The sequence below is a fragment of the Nonomuraea sp. NPDC003560 genome (assembly GCF_042878785.1).
In the GTDB taxonomy this organism is placed as follows: Bacteria; Actinomycetota; Actinomycetes; order Streptosporangiales; family Streptosporangiaceae; genus Nonomuraea.
The window spans coordinates 510,268-526,982 of sequence record NZ_JBIAOF010000004.1; the positions used below are offsets into that span (position 1 = coordinate 510,268).

Sequence of the window (16,715 nt, forward strand, 5' to 3'; positions counted from 1 at the left end):
TAGCCCGGCCTGCTTAAGCCGCAAGAAACGACACGTGAACAATGGAGGGTATGAACTCGCTGATGCTCAACACCGACGGTGTGCAGATACCACAGCTCGGCTTCGGCGTCTGGCAGGTCTCTGCCGACGACGCCGAGCACGCGGTGACGGCCGCGCTGCGCGCCGGATACCGGCACGTCGACACCGCCGCCGCCTACGAGAACGAGGAGGGCGTCGGCCGGGCCGTGCGCGCCGCCGGGGTGCCACGGGAGAAGGTGTTCGTCACCACCAAGCTGTGGAACGGCGACCACGGGCGCGCCGAGCAGGCCTTCGACGAGAGCCTGGCCCGCCTGGGCCTCGACTACGTAGATCTTTTCCTGATCCACTGGCCGGTCCCGGAGCAGGACAGGTACGTGCAGGCCTGGCGGGGGCTGGAGAAGATCTACCGGGACGGCCGGGCCAAGGCCATCGGGGTCTCCAACTTCACGGTCGCCACCCTGACCCGGCTGATGGAGGAGACCGACATCACGCCGTCGATCAACCAGATCGAGCTCCACCCGTACTTCCAGCAGCGCGAGATGCGGGCCTTCCACGAGGCCAACGGCATCCTGACCGAGGCGTGGAGCCCGCTCGGGCAGGGCAAGGGGCTGCTGGCCGACCCGGCGCTGCGCGTGCTGTCGGAGAAGTACGGCAAGACGCCCGCCCAGATCGTGCTCCGCTGGCACCTGCAGCTCGGCAACGTGGTGATCCCCAAGTCGGTCACGCCGTCGCGGATCGAGGAGAACATCGACGTGTTCGACTTCATCCTCGACACCGAGGACATGGCGGCCATCGGCGCGATGAACGCGGGGCGGCGGATCGGGCCCGACCCCGACTCGTTCAACCTGACCTGAGCGCTCTACGATCTCGGTCGTGCGAGATTTCACCTGGGGAATAGCGGCGACCGGCGGCATCGCGCGTACCGTGGGGGCGGCCATCGTGGCCGAGCCCGGCATGCGGGTGGCCGCCGTCGGCTCGCGGAGCCCGCTCAGGGCGCGGGCGCTGGCCGACGAGCTGGGCGCGGAGTCGGCCTACGGCTCCTACGAGGCCCTGTGCGCCGATCCGGCCGTCGACGCGATCTACGTCGCCACGCCGCACGCCCAGCACCTGGAGGTGGCCGAGGCGGCCATCGCGGCGGGCAAGTCGGTGCTGTGCGAGAAGCCGCTGGCGGCCGACGTGGCCGACGCCGGGCGCATGGTGGCGCTGGCCCGCGCGGCCGGGGTCTTCCTCATGGAGGCCATGTGGATGCGCTTCAACCCGCTCATCCAGCGGGTGGCGGCCGATCCGCGCTTCGGTGAGATCCGGTCGGTGCGGGCCTCGTTCGGCTTCGCGCTGCCCTACGACCCCGCCCATCGGCTGTGGGCGCCGGAGCTGGGCGGCGGGGCGCTGCTCGACCTGGGGATCTACCCGTTCGGGCTGGCCCAGCTGCTGCTCGGCATGCCCGCGGAGCTGCGGATGGCCGGCTCGCTGGCGCCCAGCGGGGTCGACGCCGAGGCCGGCGGGCTGCTGCTGTACCCCGACGGTCGGCGGGCCCTGGTGGACGTGTCGCTGCTGGCGCATCACGCCAACGACGCGAGCGTGGTGGGCACGTCGATGCGGGCCGACATCCTGGCGCCGTTCTGGGCGCCGCGGCGGGTGCTGCTGTCGGGGCCGTCGATGGAGACGGAGGAGCTGGTGCTCGACCCGGCCGACAACGGTTACGCGGGCGAGCTGCGCGAGGTGCGCGCGGCCACGATCGAGGGCCGCACGGAGAGCGAGATCATGCCGCTTGACGAATCCCTTGCCATGATGGGGCTTCTGGCCGAAGCACGGGCCCAACTCTCCTAGCTGGACCTTTAGCCACTTGCCTGGCTCTTGCCCGATGTATTACCTTGTGGGGCATCTCGCGGCAGATGTCCGGTTTATCCGGCTTTGTCCAACCATCGCAAGACATTTCACAGGATCGTCCTGTGACCGCTGAATCCGCCTCCGGGCGGAACCGGGGACCCACGTCCTTTGGGGTGAATCGGCACTTCGGTGCCGTAGGGCAGCTTCCACGTCCGAACCCGTCAGCTAACCCGGTAAGCGGCATGGAAGCAAGGAGTCAATGCCCTCGATGGCCACGCACCGTCCCATCCGTGCCCCGAAGATCACCTACGCCCACGCCGCGCTCGGCGCGGCCATCCTCGCCTCCGCCATCGGCGCTCACGCCACCACCGCCGCCGCCGACAGCGCCGGCCCGGCCGCCGCGGCCGGCCACTCGGCCGCCGCGCCGCAGGCCGCCGCCCAGACCCGCAAGGCGGAGGAGACCCAGGTCAACGTCACCGCCCAGCAGGTCCTGGCGATGGCCAAGGCCCAGGTCGGCACCTCCGAGAACGCCTATGGCGGCGGCACCAAGTTCCAGAAGTGGTACGCCGACTCCAAGCGCGCCGCCGAGACCATCGCCCGCGACGGCGGCACCCGCGCCATGTACCTGAACGCCCCCTGGTGCTCGATCTTCGTCTCCTGGGTCGGCGAGCAGACCGGCGCCCGCCCGCAGGTCGGCTGGGACGCCTGGACCGTGGCCCACGCCAAGTGGTTCGCCGCCAACGACCGCTGGGGCGCCGAGGCCAGGCCCGGCGCGGTGGTCTTCTTCTCCTGGGGCGGCAGCAAGAGCCTGGACGCCATCCAGCACGTCGGCTTCGTCGTCAAGGACAACGGCGATGGCACGATCTCCACGATCGAGGGCAACACCGGCAACGGCAAGGTCGAGGAGCGCGTCCGTCCGAAGTCGCAGGTCGTCGGCTACGGATACCCGCAGTACGCGAGCTGACCTCCGCCCGCTCCGAGCGCGCGTCCCGCACGAGGGACGCGCGCTCGCCGCGTCTCAGGGCCGGACCGCCGCCAGCGAGTAGAGGATCGGCAGGTGCGAGTCCCCGAACGGGAACCGGTACCGGCCGTCCGCGCCCTCCGGCAGCAGGCCGCGCGGGTCGAGGTCGGTCTCGACGTGCTCGCCCAGCTCGGCCACCGTGAACCCGGCCCGCGCCGCCGCCGTGACGATCTCGCCCACCGAGTACGGGTACTCGACCGCCTCGTGGGTCCCGGTCACCACCGCGGCGTCGGCGTACGTGCCGGTCACCGTCTCCCGGTGGGCCTGGCCGCCGCCGTAGGGCCAGTCGGCCACCAGCGGGTCGAGCGAGGCCACCGTCTGGTAGGCCGGATGCAGGTCGACCAGCACCAGCCGGCCGCCGGGCCGCAGCGCCATGGCCGCGCCGCGCATCCAGGCGTCCAGGTCGCCGATCCAGCACAACACGCCGTACGTGGCCACCGCCACGTCGAAGCCGCCGGCCAGCTCCGCCGGCAGCCGCTGCGTGTCCGCCTCCACGAACGTGGCCGCCAGCCCTGCCCTGGCCGCCAGCTCGCGGGCGCGCGCGACCGCCACCGGGGAGAAGTCGACGCCGGTCACCCGCGCTCCGAGACGTGCCCAGCTCAGCGTGTCCAGGCCGAAGTGGCACTGCAGGTGGAGCAGGTCCCGGCCGGCGACGTCGCCGGCCAGGCGGCGTTCGAGCGGGTAGAGGGTCTGCCGGCCGGCGAGGAAGGCGTCGACGTCGTAGAACCGGTCGGCCGAGGTGGAGCCGTGGACGCGGGCGCGCTCGTCCCACAGGGCCCGGTTGGGCACGGGGGCGTCTGGTGCGGGTTGGGGCATGGGGCGAGGATGGCACATCGGCCACCCCGCCGCACGACCGGTACGGTGCCCTGGAAGCGGACGGTCCGCGCCCGCGTGTCGATCCGGCCGGCGCCCGTTCGACGCTTCGGCGAGGCCGGCTCCGCCCCGGGGGCCGCGGACGGAAGGGACGGCAGGATGAAATTCATGATCGTCGGCAAGGCCAACGAGGAGACCGAGGCCGGGGCGCTGCCCAGCCAGGAGCTCGTCGACAACATGCACGCCTACAACGAGGCGCTGGCCAAGGCCGGGGTGCTGCTGGCCGCCGAAGGGCTCTACCCGAGCTCGCAGGGCGCGCAGATCGCCTACAGCGGCGGCCGGGCCACAGTGATCGACGGCCCGTTCGCCGAGGCCAAGGAGCTGATCGCGGGGTTCTGGCTGATCCAGGTGAAGTCCAGGGAGGAGGCTCTGGAATGGGCGATGCGCGTGCCCGTCCCCGAGGGCTATGACGGGATCGGCCTGGACGTGTGGCGGGTGTACGACGCCTCCGACGCGCCCGACGCGGCCTCGTCCGACCCGGCGGAGGTCGAGCGGGAGAGGGCCATGCGCCGGCGTCTGGGCGGGCGGGAGAGCTGACCTCGGCTTGCGGACCCCGGACGGTGCTGGTGTCATGAGCCGGTGATGGCTTCCGACACCCACCGGGCGATCGAGGCGGTCTGGCGGATCGAGGCGCCCCGGCTCATCGCCGGTCTGGCCGGGCTGGTCCGCGACGTCGGCCTGGCCGAGGAACTGGCCCAGGACGCGCTGGTCGCGGCCCTGGAGCAGTGGCCGGAATCGGGCGTGCCACGCAACCCGGGCGCCTGGCTGATGACGGTGTCCAAGCGCCGCGCCGTCGACCTGATCCGCAGGAACGAGCGGATGTCCCGCAACCTGGCCGAGCTGGGCCACCGGCTGGAGACCGCCGCTGAGCCGCCCGAGCCCGACGAGATCGAGGACGACCTGCTGCGGCTGGTCTTCACCGCCTGCCATCCGGCGCTGTCGATGGAGGCGCGGGTGGCCCTGACGCTGCGGGTGCTCGGCGGCCTGAGCACCGACGAGATCGCCCGCGCGTTCCTGGTGCCCGAAGCGACCGCCGCCCAGCGGATCGTGCGGGCCAAGCGCACCCTGGCCGACCGGAAGGTCCCGTTCGAGGTGCCGCAGGGCGCCGAGCTGGCCGGACGCCTGTCGTCCGTGCTGGAGGTCATCTACCTGATCTTCAACGAGGGGTACTCGGCGACCGCGGGCGACGACTGGATGCGGCCCGGCCTGTGCGAGGACGCGCTGCGGCTGGGCCGGGTGCTGGCCGGGCTGATGCCCGCCGAACCCGAGGTGCACGGGCTGGTCGCGCTCATGGAGATCCAGGCGTCCAGGGCGGCGGCCCGGGTGGGGCCGTCCGGGGAGCCGGTGCTGCTGCTGGAGCAGGACCGCACCCGGTGGGACCGGCTGCTCATCGGCCGCGGACTGGCGGCCCTGACCCGAGCCGAGAGCCTGGCCGAGGAACGGGCCCGGAGCCTGGCCGAGGAACGGGCCCGGAGCCTGGCCGAGGAACGGGCCCGGAGCCTGGCCGAGGAGCGTGTGGAGAGCCTGGCCGAGGAGCGGGCGGGCGTGGTGGGGCCGTACACGTTGCAGGCCGCGATCGCGGCCTGCCACGCCCGCGCGTTCGACCCCGGCGACACCGACTGGGTGCGCATCGCGAGCCTGTACGAGTCGCTGGCCCGGCTGGCCCGCTCCCCCGTCGTCGAGCTCAACCGCGCGGTGGCGCTGTCGATGGCCTACGGCCCGGCGGTGGGCCTCGACCTGCTCGACCAGATCATGGACGAGCCGGCGCTCAAGGGTTACCACCTGCTGCCGAGCGTCCGCGGCGACCTGCTGTTCCGGCTGGGCCGGCGCGGCGAGGCGCGGGCCGAGTTCGAACGGGCGGCCTCGATGACCCGCAACTCCCGCGAGCGCGCCCTGCTCCGCGAACGCGCCGCCGCCTGCTGAGCCCCGCCTCCCCAGAAGCCGGGCGCGGGCCGAGCGGCGGGTAACGTTGGACCGTTCCAGAAGATCGTCACGCTGCGTGACAGCAACACCTGACCGGGAGCAAGCCTGGAGGGTCCGGGCGACATGCCCTTGATGCGGCACGAAAGATGTCTCTTGAGGTGGGAGCGCTCCCAAACAGCCCTTCACACCCTTCATCCCCTTAAATCCTGATTCTGGGTGGCAAAACGCACGATTGGTAACGGTTCCGTTTCGGCGGATTGACGGACACAGCCGGTAAGTGCACCCTTTGTGGGAGCGCTCCCAAACACTCCCACCGCGGCGGAGCGCGTGCCGCGGTGCACCTCCCATCAGTCACCCGAGAAGGGGTCCCCCATGATGATCAGCAAGCGTCGCGGTCTGGCCGCGGCCTCAGCCCTGGCCGCGGCGGCGCTGACCGTCGCGTCGTGCGGCAGCGGCGACACGCCGGCCGCCGGCAACAGCCCCGCCTCCTCCGCGGCGGCGGCCGAGCCCGTCACCATCCGGGTGCAGACCTTCGGCGGCGGCTCCAACTTCGGCTACAAGAACGCCATCGAGAAGTGGAACGCCGAGCACAAGGACATCCAGATCAAGGAAGAGCACCTGACCGACCAGTTCGAGCAGCAGTACTGGCCCCAGATGATCCAGTGGCTGCAGTCCGGCAACGGCGCGGGCGACGTCGTCGGCATCGACGAGGGCGGCATGGGCCTGGCCAAGGCGCACCCCGAGTGGTGGGCCGACCTGAAGGAGTACGGCCTTGAGGGCCGCAAGGCCGACTACCCCGCCTGGAAGTGGGAGAACGGCGTGACGGCCGACGGCAAGATCTTCGGCCTCGGCACCGACATCGGCGGCATGAGCCTGTGCTACCGCACGGACCTGTTCAAGAAGGCCGGGCTGCCCACGGACCGCGAGAAGGTCGCCGCCCTGTGGCCGACGTGGGACGACTTCATGAAGGTCGGCCAGCAGTTCCAGGCGAAGGTGAAGGACACCAAGTTCACCGACGGCACCAACACGCTCTACAACGTGGTGCTGTACCAGGAGGCGGCCAAGAACGGCAACGTCGCCTACTTCGACAAGGACAACAACCTCATCGTCGACAAGAACCCGGCGGTGAAGGCGGGCTTCGACTTCGCCTCCAAGCTCAGCCAGTCCGGCCTGACGGCCAAGCTGCGCAACTTCACCGACGAGTGGGCGGCGGGCACCCAGAAGGGCGCCTTCGCCACGGTCGGCTGCCCGTCCTGGATGCTCGGCGTGGTCTCGGGCAACGCCGGCGACGGCATGAAGGGCAAATGGGACGTCGCCTCGGTGCCCGGCGGCGGCGGCAACTGGGGCGGCTCGTGGGTGGCCGTGCCCAAGCAGTCCAAGCACCCGAAGGAGGCCGCGCAGGTCGCCGACTACCTGACCAGCGCGCAGACCGAGGCGAGCATCTTCACCGACTTCGGCAACATGCCGAGCAACAGCAAGGCCCAGGCCGACGCCGCCGTGCAGGGCGCGAAGAACGAGTTCTTCAGCGACGCCCCGATCGGTGAGATCTTCGCCAAGTCCGCGGAGAGCCTGCAGCCGGTCTTCCTCGGGGTGAAGCACGCGCAGGTCAAGAACGCGGTCGAGTCGGTCATCCAGGGCATGGACGACGGTTCGGTGGCCTACGACAAGGCCTGGCAGCAGCTGGTCGACGACGCGGTGAAGGCCGCGGGCTGATCTTCCCCCGCCCGGCCCGCCGCTAGCGGGCCGGGCTTGCCGCTGAAAGGTCTGTTATGAGCCTCGACACCCTTCCGCGGGCGGCGCGGAACCACCATCGCCGCGACCGCCCGCCCGGCCGCCTCTGGCGTTCTCGACTCGACGTCAAGGCCATGCCGTACGCCCTGGTGTCCCCGTACTTCCTGCTGTTCGCCGCCTTCGGGCTGTTCCCGCTGGCCTTCACGCTCTACTACTCGCTCTACGACTACGACCTGGCCGGCGACACCAAGTGGGCCGGGCTGGGCAACTACGCCGCGCTGCTGGCCGACGAGGACTTCTGGAACGCCGTCACCAACACCGTCGGCATCTTCCTGCTGGCCACGATCCCGCAGATGCTGATGGCCCTGTTCCTGGCCAACGCGCTGAACAAGAAGCTGCGCTGGCGCCTGCCGATCCGCATGAGCGTGCTGCTGCCGCTGGTCACCTCGGTGGTCGCGGTCGCGGTGGTGTTCACCCAGCTGTTCGCGCGTGACTGGGGCCTGGTCAACTGGGTCCTGGGCTGGTTCGGCGGAGACAAGATCAACTGGCGGGCCGAGCGCTTCCCGTCCTGGCTGGCCATCGCCGCGATGGTCGACTGGCGCTGGACGGGCTACAACGCCGTCATCTTCCTGGCCGGCATGCAGACGATCCCCAAGGACCTGTACGAGGCCGCCGCCATCGACGGCGCGTCCCGGCGGCGCCAGTTCTGGCAGATCACGCTGCCGATGCTGCGCCCGACCATGATCTTCGTGGTGCTCAACTCCACGATCGGCGGCCTGACGCTGTTCTCCGAGCCGACCACCTTCTACAACGGCAACGTGGACGGCGGCTCGCAGGGCCAGTTCCAGACGGTGGCGATGTTCGTCGTCAAGCAGGGCTTCCGCGAGTTCGACTACGGCTACGCCGCGGCGGCCGCCTGGCTGCTGTTCCTGCTGATCCTCATCGGCGCGGCCGTCAACTTCCTGTTCGTCCGGCGGATCGGAGGCGCCAAGTGACCGGCTGGAAACCGACCGTCATGACGCGGGTCATGCTCGGGGTGGCCATCTTCCTGTCGGCGTTCCCGCTGTACTGGATGCTCGTCATCGCCTCGCGCACGAACTCCGACGCCGTCTCGGTGCCGCCGAAGTTCCTGCCCGGCGGCAACCTCGGCGAGAACATCGTCGCGGTGCTGGAGAACGAGGACGCGCACTTCCTGCTCGGCCTGACCAACTCCTTCTTCAGCGCGGCGATCGTCACCGTGTCCGTGGTGATCATCTCGACCCTGGCCGGGTTCGCCTTCGCCAGCCTGCAGTTCAAGGGCCGCAACATCCTGCTGCTGCTCGTGCTGCTGACGATGGCGGTGCCGCTGCAGCAGATGGGCGTGGTCCCGCTCTACCGCATGATGGTGAGCCTGGAGTGGACCGGCACCCTGAAGGCCATCATCCTGCCGTACCTGCTCAACGGGTTCGGCGTGTTCCTGATGACCCAGTACACGCGCCAGGCCGTGCCGAACGAACTGGTCGAGGCGGCCAGGGTGGACGGCGCGGCGACGCTGCGGATCTGGTGGAACGTCGTGCTGCCGGCCGTGCGTCCGGGCATGGCGGTGCTCGGCATCAACACCTTCATGCTCATGTGGAACGACTACATGTGGCCGCTGATCGTGCTGACGCCGGACAACCCGACCGTGCAGATCGCCATCAACTCGCTCAACGCGCGCTACTCGACCAGCTACTCGCTGATCTTCGCGGGTACCGCGCTGTCCATCATTCCGCTCATCGCGGTATTCGTCGCATTCGGCCGCCAGATCGTCGGCGGACTCATGGAAGGTGCGGTCAAGGCGTGACGACACAAGAGGAACAGATTCGTCCCGGGCTGCGCTTCCCTCCCGGTTTCGCGTTCGGCGCGGCCACCTCGGCGTACCAGATCGAGGGCGCGGTCACCGAGGACGGACGCGGCCCGTCCATCTGGGACACCTTCACCAAGACCCCGGGGCGGGTGCTCAACGGGCACCACGGGGACGTGGCCATGGACCATTACCACCGCTACCGCCAGGACGTCGCCATCATGGCGGACCTCGGCCTGACGGCCTACCGCTTCTCGGTGTCGTGGCCGCGGATCCAGCCGACCGGCTCCGGCGCGGTCAACCAGAAGGGCCTGGACTTCTACAGGCGGCTCACGGACGAGCTCCGGAACAACGGCATCGACCCGTGGCTGACCCTCTACCACTGGGACCTGCCGCAGGAGCTGGAGGACAAGGGCGGCTGGCCCAACCGCGACACGGCCTACCGCTTCGCCGAGTACGCCGCGATCGTGCACGAGGCGCTGAAGGACCACGTCCACACCTTCAGCACGGTCAACGAGCCGTGGTGCGCCGCGTTCCTCGGCTACGCCTCGGGCGAGCACGCCCCTGGCCGGCGTGAGCCGCGCAACGCGATCAGGGGCGCGCATCACCTCAACCTGGCCCACGGCCTGGCCGTCCAGGCGATGGACGCGCGCCGCGCCGGCGGCTGCGTCAACCTGTACGCGATCTCCCCCGAGACCGGCAGCGAGGCCGACCTGGACGCGGCCCGCCGCATCGACGGCCTGCAGAACCGGTTCTTCCTGGACGCGCTGCTGACCGGCCGCTACCCCGAGGACGTCCTGAACGACATCCCGATCGACGACGACCTCGTGCGGCCGGGCGACATGAAGACCATCAACGCGCCGATCGACGTGCTGCTGGTCAACTACTACAGCCGCTTCACGGTCTCCGGCGCGCCCGGCGGCAGGGCGTCGGCGGCGGCGGCCCCCACGGACACGGCCTCGCCGTGGGTGGGCAGCGAGCACGTCTCGTTCGTCAACGGCGGCCGGCCGGTCACCGCGATGGGCTGGGAGATCGACGAGGACGGCCTGGTGGAGGTGCTCACCCGGGTGGCGCGGGACTACCCGCCGATCCCGATGGTGGTCTCCGAGAACGGCGCCGCCTTCGACGACGTGCTGGCCGACGGCCGCATCCACGACGCGCAGCGGCAGGCGTACGTGGAGGCGCACCTCGGCGCGTGCCGGCAGGCGATCGACGCCGGCGTGCCCCTGCAGGGCTATTTCGCCTGGTCGCTGATGGACAACTTCGAATGGGCCTGGGGCTACGGCAAGCGTTTCGGCCTGGTCCACGTCGACTTCGACACCCAGGAGCGGCTGCTGAAGGACAGCGCGCACTGGTACTCGGAGATCATCCGGCAGAATAGGCGACATGAACCGACCGACTCTTGAGGCAGTCGCGGCTCGGGCCGGTGTGGGCCGGGGCACGGTGTCGAGAGTCATCAACGGCTCGCCGAACGTCAGCGCCAAGGCCCGCGAGGCCGTCGAGCTGGCCATCCGCGAGCTGGGCTACGTGCCCAACAGGGCGGCGCGTGCCCTCGTCACGCGCCGCACGGACACGGTCGCCCTGGTGGTGTCGGAGTCCCAGTTCCGGGTCTTCGACGAGCCGTACTTCGCCGGCACCATCCGCGGCATCGGCTCGGCGCTGGCCGAGACCGGGCTGCAGCTGATACTGGCGATGGCGCGCTCCCCCGAGGAGCACGAACGGCTGGAGACCTACCTGACGGGGCAGCACGTCGACGGCGTGCTGCTGCTGTCGCTGCACGGCGCCGACCCGCTGCCGGGCAGGCTGGAGGAGATGGGCGTGCCGACCGTGCTCGGCGGCAGGCCCGTCGGCCTCGACCCCTACAGCTTCGTGGACATGGACAACCGGGCGGGGGCCAGGCAGGCGGTCAAACACCTGCTGGGCCTCGGCCGGGGCGCGATCGCCACGATCGCCGGCCCCCAGGACATGGGCGTGGGCGTCGACCGTCTGGCCGGCTACCGCGACGCGCTGCTGCCCTCGGGGCTGCCGGAGATCGTGGCCTTCGGCGACTTCTCCGAGGAGAGCGGCGCCACCGCCATGCAGGAGCTGCTGGAGAGCCATCCCGATCTCGACGCCGTCTTCGCCGCCTCCGACCCGATGGCCCTGGGCGCGATGCGCGTGCTCAAGGCCGCGGGCAAGGCGATCCCGGGCGACGTCGCCGTGATCGGCTTCGACGACTCCAAGGCCGCGCTGCACGCCGATCCGCCGCTGACCACCGTCCACCAGCCCACGGAGGCCATGGGCCGCCAGATGGCCCAGCTCCTCGTGGCCCGCATCAACGGCGAGGAGCTGCGCCAGCCCGTGGTGATCCTCGACACGCACCTGGTTCGCCGAGAGTCCGCCTGACCAGGCGTTATCCTGGCCCGGCTCGCTCGCACGCCCGACGAAAGGATCTTCTCCCGTGCCCCAGCTCGAAGGCGGCGGCTACACCGCGCAGATCAGCCCGCGCGGCGCCGCGCTCAGAACGCTCCGGCACGGCGGGCGCGACCTGGTGACGACCTGGCCCGAGCAGGGCCCGGTCCCCTACTTCGCGGGCACCGTCCTGGCCCCCTGGCCCAACCGGGTGGGCGGCGCCCGCTACACCTTCCAGGGCCGCTCGCACCGGCTTGAGGTGACCGAGCCCGACCGCGGTCACGCGCTGCACGGCCTGGTCGCCGTCGTCGACTGGAAGGTGGCCGAGGCCGGGGCCGATCGGGCGCGCCTGACGTACGAGCTGGCCGAGGCGCCCGGTTACCCGTTCACGCTGGCGCTGTCGGCCGAGCACCGGCTCGACGCGGGCGGCCTGACCACGACGGTCACGGCCCGCAACACCGGCGAGGCCGACGCCCCCTACGGCTGCGGGCCCCACCCGTGGCTGCTGGGCGAGGAGCTGGAGCTGCCCGCCGCCCGCTACCTGACGACCGACGACCGGCTGCTGCCGGCCGGCCTGGCCGACGTCGCGGGCACCCCGTACGACTTCAGGAAGCCGCGCCCGGTCGGCGACACCGTGATCGACCACGCCTTCACCGGGCTCGACCGCGGCGAGGCGCGGGTCGGCGGGGTGCGGCTCGCCTGGGACCCGGCCGTGCTGCCCTGGGCACAGGTCTGCACGAGCCGGCAGCTCGGCTACGAGGGCGTCGCGGTCGAGCCGATGACCTGCCCGCCCGACGCCTTCAACTCCGGCACCGACCTGGTCGTGCTGCGGCCGGGCGACGAACACGTGGCGAGCTGGACGATCAGCGTCGCCTGAACCCGGAAGGGGCCTCGCGTGGACAGCAGGACCAAGCGCCGCTTATCGCCCGCCGAGCTCGACGCGCTGGCCAGACGGGCCGTGGGGGCGGGCGTCTTCACGGCCGTCGAGCTGACCGACGGCTACGCCAACGCCGTGTGGCGGCTGACCCTGGAGGACGGCCGCGAGGTGGTGCTCAAGCTCTCCCCCTCGCCCGACCTCGACCAGCTCAGCTACGAGCGCAACCTGCTGCGCATGGAGGCCGCCGCCTACGAGCTGGCCGCCGCGGCGGGCGTGCCCATGGCCGAGCTGCTGGTGGCCGGCTTCGACGACCCGGTGCTCGGCGGCGACTACCTGATGCTGACCGCGCTCGACGGCGTCTCCTGGAACGACGTCAAGCCCGAGGGCGAGCAGGCGCTGCGCCGGGAGCTCGGCCGCCACCTGGCCGCCTTCAACGCGGTGACCGGCGAGGTGTTCGGCTACCCGCACGCCGGGATCGTCGGCTCGACCTGGCGGGAGGCGTTCCTGGCCATGGCGGGCGCGCTGCTGGCCGACACCGAGCGCTACCCGGCGCCGCTGCCCCGCCCGGCCGCCGAGATCATGGCGCTCTTCGAGCGGGCCGCGCCGGTGCTGGACGAGGTGACCACGCCGTGCCTGGTGCACTTCGACGTGTGGGCCGGGAACGTGTTCCTCGACCTGACCGGCGAGCCGCGCATCCAGGCGATCATCGACCACGAGCGGGCGTTCTGGGGCGACCCGATCGCCGAGTTCGTCACCCCGACGATCTTCGACGAGCTGCGCGAGGACGACCCGCTGCTGGCCGGCTACCGCGAGGTGACGCCGCTGGAGCTGACCTCCTCGGCCCGCGTCCGGCTGGATCTGTACCGCGCCTACCTCTACCTGATCCTGCTGGTGGAGAACGGACCCCGGCAGTACCCGGAGTCCGAGTACGCCAGGGTCCGCGATCTGGCCGTCAGCTCACTGACGGACGTCCTGGACCGCCTCGTACGGCTTCCCCTTGACGCCCGCTGACAGCTTGCCGCACTGACCACCGCCCGCGCCGTTCACCTGGTTCGGCACGCCGAGGTCGGCGGGCCCGGGGGTGTTGCCGGTGCAGGCGAGCGCGCCCTTGACCGTGGCGCCCGACAGGATCGGCGCGGTGTTGCCGGTGAGCACGGCCGCGCCGCGCAGCTCGGCGCCCACGACCGTGAGCCGGCCCGCGCCGGTGACGCTGAGCGCGCCGTCCACGCGCGTCCTGATCAGGTGCACGGCGGCGGGCCCGGCGGCGGTGAGCGTGCCGCTGATCCGGCCGCCATCCGTCACCAGCGAGGCGCCGGCCTTGACCGTGACCGGGCCGGTGACCTGGGCGTCCTTCAGGCAGGTGACGCCGTCGGCCACGGTGAGCGGGCCCCGGTGCGCGCCGGTGACGGTGCGGTCGCAGGCGGGCGGCGGGGCGATGGTGGTGACGGTGAAGCTCTTGGCCTGCCCGTAGTTGCCGGCGGCGTCGATCGAGCGGTACTCGACGGTGTGCCGGCCGCGCGGCAGCTTGCCGTAGACCAGGGAGTCGATGACGGTGCCCTGCTCGGTGAACGTCCAGGGCAGCTCGGAGGAGGTGGGCCAGCCGAAGTAGTTGAACCAGCCGTCGCCGTCCACCCGGGACTCCGAGACCACGTAGCCGTCGCGGTCGTCGTCGCCGGTGAGCTTCATCGTGAACGGGCCGTTGTAGACGTAGGTGTCGCCGGAGCGGGCGAGGGGCTCGGACAGCTCGTACCCGGTGGTGGGCTCGGTGGCGTCGACCTGCCAGGTCAGCGTGGTGGCGCCGAGGGTGGCGGTGAGGGTGTGGGCGCCGGGCGCCAGGTCGGCCGCGCCCAGGTCGAACTCGGTGCCGGTGCCCGCCGGCCGGCCGTCCAGCGCCCAGGCGACGGCGGGGACGGACGCCGCCGGGTGGGTGGTCTCGACGTACACGACGGCCTCGCGCCCGGCCGGGCGGTCCGTCGGCGTGGACGACACGACGGCGGCCTGGACGCCGTCGGGCGGCGTGGTGAGCGTGGTGTCCACGGTCCAGGTGCGGGTCCGGCTCATGGCGGTCCGGATCGCCGGGTCCCGGACGAACTCCGTGGGGTCGGCGACCGTGGCCGTGACCGTGTGCGTGCCCGCGGCCAGGCCCAGCGTGCGCAGGTCGAGGACGTCGGCGTCGCCGGGCAGGCTCTTGCCGTCCACGGCCCAGGTGGTGGTCAGCGAGTGCCCCACCGGGCGCATCGGCTCGACCCAGAGCACCCGGTCGGCCCCGACGGGCGCGGCGGTGGGCGTGGAGTCCTGGATCAGCGTGGTCTTGGCGGTGATGCGCTGGGTCATGACCTCGCGGCTGACCTGGTCGAAGTAGTAGCCGAGGGTCTTCATCATGGAGTGCCTGCTCGGCCGCCACACGCCGCTGGTGTAGTACAGGCCACCCTCGTAGCGGGCGATCGGGCCGCCGGACTCGCTGTCCTCGCCCAGCCACCGCCACCACTTCCGGCGCTGGTCGAGCATCTGCTGCTCGGTCAGCAGGCTGTGGTGCGCGCTGGAGGGCTCGGAGCCGCCGTAGGTCCCGCCGGGGACGCCGCGCTGGTAGTAGTCGTACTCGTCCTGCAGGCCGCCCAGGGAGTGGCCGAGCTCGTGCGGGCTGATCAGGGCGGACATGGAGTTGCTGCCCGAGGCGGTGGCGTAGCTGCCGCCCGCGCCGCCGTAGGTGCCGCTGTTGGCCAGGGCGAGGATCTGCCGGTTGCCCGACGTCGTCCCGGTGACCAGGTTCGCGAACCGGGTGGCGGCGGAGTTGTCCATGGTGATCAGTCGCTGCACGCTGCCGGGGTTGCAGCCGCCCCAGAAGCCCATGCTCAGCGGGGTGGTGCGGCGGGGCGCGTCCAGGCCGGGGTCGCAGCTCACGCCGGACTCGCCCGAGACGATGTCGATCCGGTAGACGTTGATGTAGTCGCGGTAGGTCTTGAACGGCTCGATCGACCACATCACGTTGAGGTGCCGGTCCACGTCGGCCCGGAACTTCGCCTGCTCGGCCTCGGTGTAGCCGTCGCCCATGACGATCAGGTTGAACCGCTTGGCCGGGGCGCCGGTGACCTGGACCGGCACGACCGTGGCCGCGCCGGGCCCGTCGGCGGCCGCCGACGCATGGGCGGATGGGACATAGAGGACGGCGGCGGCCAGTACCAGGGCCGCGAATCTACGCATGTCATGCACTATCGGCCCGATGGATCCGGCAGTCTCATCCCATAAGGGCATAACTCCGGAGTGATAGCTTCTGCGGGATGCAGCTCGAACTGAGACATCTCAGGACGCTGCGCGCCATCGCCGACCACGGCAGTGTGACCAGGGCCGCGGCGGCGCTCGGCGTCTCCCAGCCCGCGCTCACCGCCCAGCTCGGCCGGATCGAGCGCCTGCTCGGCGGGGCGGTCTTCACCCGCGACCACCGCGGCGTGGCGGCCACCGCGTTCGGGGAGTTCGTGCTGGCCAGGGCGCGGGTGGTGCTCGCCGGGGTGGACGACCTGCTGGCGGCGGGGCCGTACGAGCTGGCCGGGCAGGCGATCCGGGTGGGCGGCTTCGAGAACCCCGTCGTGGTGCCCCTCGTCGCGAACCTGGCGGGCGCGCTGCCGGAGGCCCGGATCACGCTGCAGACCGAGCACTACGTCCGGGTGCTGGTGGACATGGTGGCCAACGGCCGGCTCGACGTGGCGCTGGTGGCCGACTACCCCGACCACGAGCTGCGGCTCGGCCCGGCCATGGGGATGGGCGTGGTGGCGGTCGAGCCGGTGTTCGTGGCGCTGCCCGCCGCCCATCCGCTGGCGGGGCGCGCCGAGGTGGAGCTGGCCGAGCTGGCGGGCGAGCCGTGGGTGCTGCCGCCGCCCGACGGGATGGGCTGGCCGGAGCACCTGCTGGAGGCGTGCCGGCGGGCCGGGTTCACGCCGCGCGGGCGGTACCAGCTCGTGGAGGCCGGGGTGCGGCGGGAGCTGATCGCGGCCGGGCACGCGGTGTCGGCCTGCCAGGCGCTCTACGACCCGGGCGAGCGGGTGTCGGTGCTGCCGCTGCGCGGGAACCCGCTGTGGATGCGTCAGGTGCTCATCTGGCGGTCGTCGTTCGCCGCGCACGCGCCGGCGCTGCTGGAGAGCGCCCGCGCCGCGCACGCCGCCGTGGCGGCCCGCAGCCCGGTCTACACCGCCTGGACCGCCCGCTACGGCCGCCCGCCCCTGCCCTCCTGACCCCAC

15 protein-coding genes and 1 riboswitch are annotated in these 16,715 nt (G+C 71.6%); of the genes, 13 read left to right on the forward strand and 2 right to left on the reverse strand.

All coding sequences use genetic code 11. From position 1 onward, the window contains the following. Positions 1 to 50: 50 nt before the first annotated feature. From ACFYUV_RS18525 to ACFYUV_RS18535, 3 genes are all read left to right on the forward strand, one after another. The gene (locus ACFYUV_RS18525; protein WP_387669834.1) at positions 51 to 872 is read left to right on the forward strand and encodes an aldo/keto reductase; all 822 of its coding nucleotides are present in this window, start codon (positions 51 to 53) and stop codon (positions 870 to 872) included. A 19-nt stretch (positions 873 to 891) separates the two neighbouring features. Beyond that, positions 892 to 1,845: a Gfo/Idh/MocA family protein gene (locus ACFYUV_RS18530; RefSeq protein ID WP_387669836.1), complete on the forward strand. Its 954-nt coding sequence runs from the start codon at positions 892 to 894 to the stop codon at positions 1,843 to 1,845. 117 nt (positions 1,846 to 1,962) lie between these two features. After that, positions 1,963 to 2,100: riboswitch (cyclic di-AMP (ydaO/yuaA leader) on the forward strand. A gap of 13 nt (positions 2,101 to 2,113) precedes the next feature. After that, a complete protein-coding gene (locus ACFYUV_RS18535; protein ID WP_387669838.1) occupies positions 2,114 to 2,809 on the forward strand; it encodes a CHAP domain-containing protein in 696 nt (231 codons plus the stop codon). Between the two features lie 54 nt (positions 2,810 to 2,863). Here ACFYUV_RS18535 and ACFYUV_RS18540 read toward each other — a convergent pair whose 3' ends face one another. Next, the gene (locus ACFYUV_RS18540; RefSeq protein WP_387669840.1) at positions 2,864 to 3,682 is read right to left on the reverse strand and encodes a class I SAM-dependent methyltransferase; all 819 of its coding nucleotides are present in this window, start codon (positions 3,680 to 3,682) and stop codon (positions 2,864 to 2,866) included. 156 nt (positions 3,683 to 3,838) lie between these two features. Between ACFYUV_RS18540 and ACFYUV_RS18545 the strand changes: the two genes are divergently transcribed. The 9 genes from ACFYUV_RS18545 (at position 3,839) to ACFYUV_RS18585 (ending at position 13,494) form a co-directional block, all read left to right on the forward strand. Beyond that, the gene (locus ACFYUV_RS18545; protein WP_387669841.1) at positions 3,839 to 4,276 is read left to right on the forward strand and encodes a YciI family protein; all 438 of its coding nucleotides are present in this window, start codon (positions 3,839 to 3,841) and stop codon (positions 4,274 to 4,276) included. A 45-nt stretch (positions 4,277 to 4,321) separates the two neighbouring features. Beyond that, positions 4,322 to 5,662: an RNA polymerase sigma factor gene (locus ACFYUV_RS18550; protein WP_387669842.1), complete on the forward strand. Its 1,341-nt coding sequence runs from the start codon at positions 4,322 to 4,324 to the stop codon at positions 5,660 to 5,662. A 372-nt stretch (positions 5,663 to 6,034) separates the two neighbouring features. Beyond that, positions 6,035 to 7,375, forward strand: a complete 1,341-nt coding sequence (locus ACFYUV_RS18555) for an extracellular solute-binding protein (RefSeq protein ID WP_358293029.1) — start codon at positions 6,035 to 6,037, stop codon at positions 7,373 to 7,375. Between the two features lie 56 nt (positions 7,376 to 7,431). Then, complete coding sequence (locus tag ACFYUV_RS18560) at positions 7,432 to 8,388, forward strand: carbohydrate ABC transporter permease (RefSeq protein ID WP_387669843.1); 957 nt, start codon at positions 7,432 to 7,434, stop codon at positions 8,386 to 8,388. Further along, a complete protein-coding gene (locus ACFYUV_RS18565) occupies positions 8,385 to 9,215 on the forward strand; it encodes a carbohydrate ABC transporter permease (protein ID WP_358293033.1) in 831 nt (276 codons plus the stop codon). Before ACFYUV_RS18560 ends, ACFYUV_RS18565 begins: the two co-directional genes overlap by 4 nt. Next, positions 9,212 to 10,621 (forward strand): GH1 family beta-glucosidase, encoded by a 1,410-nt coding sequence (locus ACFYUV_RS18570; protein WP_387669845.1) that lies wholly within the window; start codon positions 9,212 to 9,214, stop codon positions 10,619 to 10,621. The genes ACFYUV_RS18565 and ACFYUV_RS18570 overlap by 4 nt, the downstream gene beginning before the upstream one ends. Next, the gene (locus tag ACFYUV_RS18575; protein ID WP_352351719.1) at positions 10,602 to 11,600 is read left to right on the forward strand and encodes a LacI family DNA-binding transcriptional regulator; all 999 of its coding nucleotides are present in this window, start codon (positions 10,602 to 10,604) and stop codon (positions 11,598 to 11,600) included. Before ACFYUV_RS18570 ends, ACFYUV_RS18575 begins: the two co-directional genes overlap by 20 nt. A gap of 55 nt (positions 11,601 to 11,655) precedes the next feature. Next, positions 11,656 to 12,483 (forward strand): aldose 1-epimerase family protein, encoded by an 828-nt coding sequence (locus tag ACFYUV_RS18580; RefSeq protein WP_387669847.1) that lies wholly within the window; start codon positions 11,656 to 11,658, stop codon positions 12,481 to 12,483. 18 nt (positions 12,484 to 12,501) lie between these two features. After that, positions 12,502 to 13,494, forward strand: coding sequence for a phosphotransferase family protein (locus ACFYUV_RS18585; RefSeq protein ID WP_387669848.1), 993 nt, complete (start codon positions 12,502 to 12,504; stop codon positions 13,492 to 13,494). On the opposite strand, the gene ACFYUV_RS18590 is transcribed toward ACFYUV_RS18585, so the two are convergent. Next, positions 13,441 to 15,684: a M64 family metallopeptidase gene (locus ACFYUV_RS18590; protein ID WP_387669850.1), complete on the reverse strand. Its 2,244-nt coding sequence runs from the start codon at positions 15,682 to 15,684 to the stop codon at positions 13,441 to 13,443. The two genes, ACFYUV_RS18585 and ACFYUV_RS18590, sit on opposite strands and share 54 nt — an antisense overlap. A gap of 77 nt (positions 15,685 to 15,761) precedes the next feature. Between ACFYUV_RS18590 and ACFYUV_RS18595 the strand changes: the two genes are divergently transcribed. Then, positions 15,762 to 16,709, forward strand: a complete 948-nt coding sequence (locus ACFYUV_RS18595; RefSeq protein WP_387645042.1) for a LysR substrate-binding domain-containing protein — start codon at positions 15,762 to 15,764, stop codon at positions 16,707 to 16,709. Positions 16,710 to 16,715: the final 6 nt, after the last annotated feature.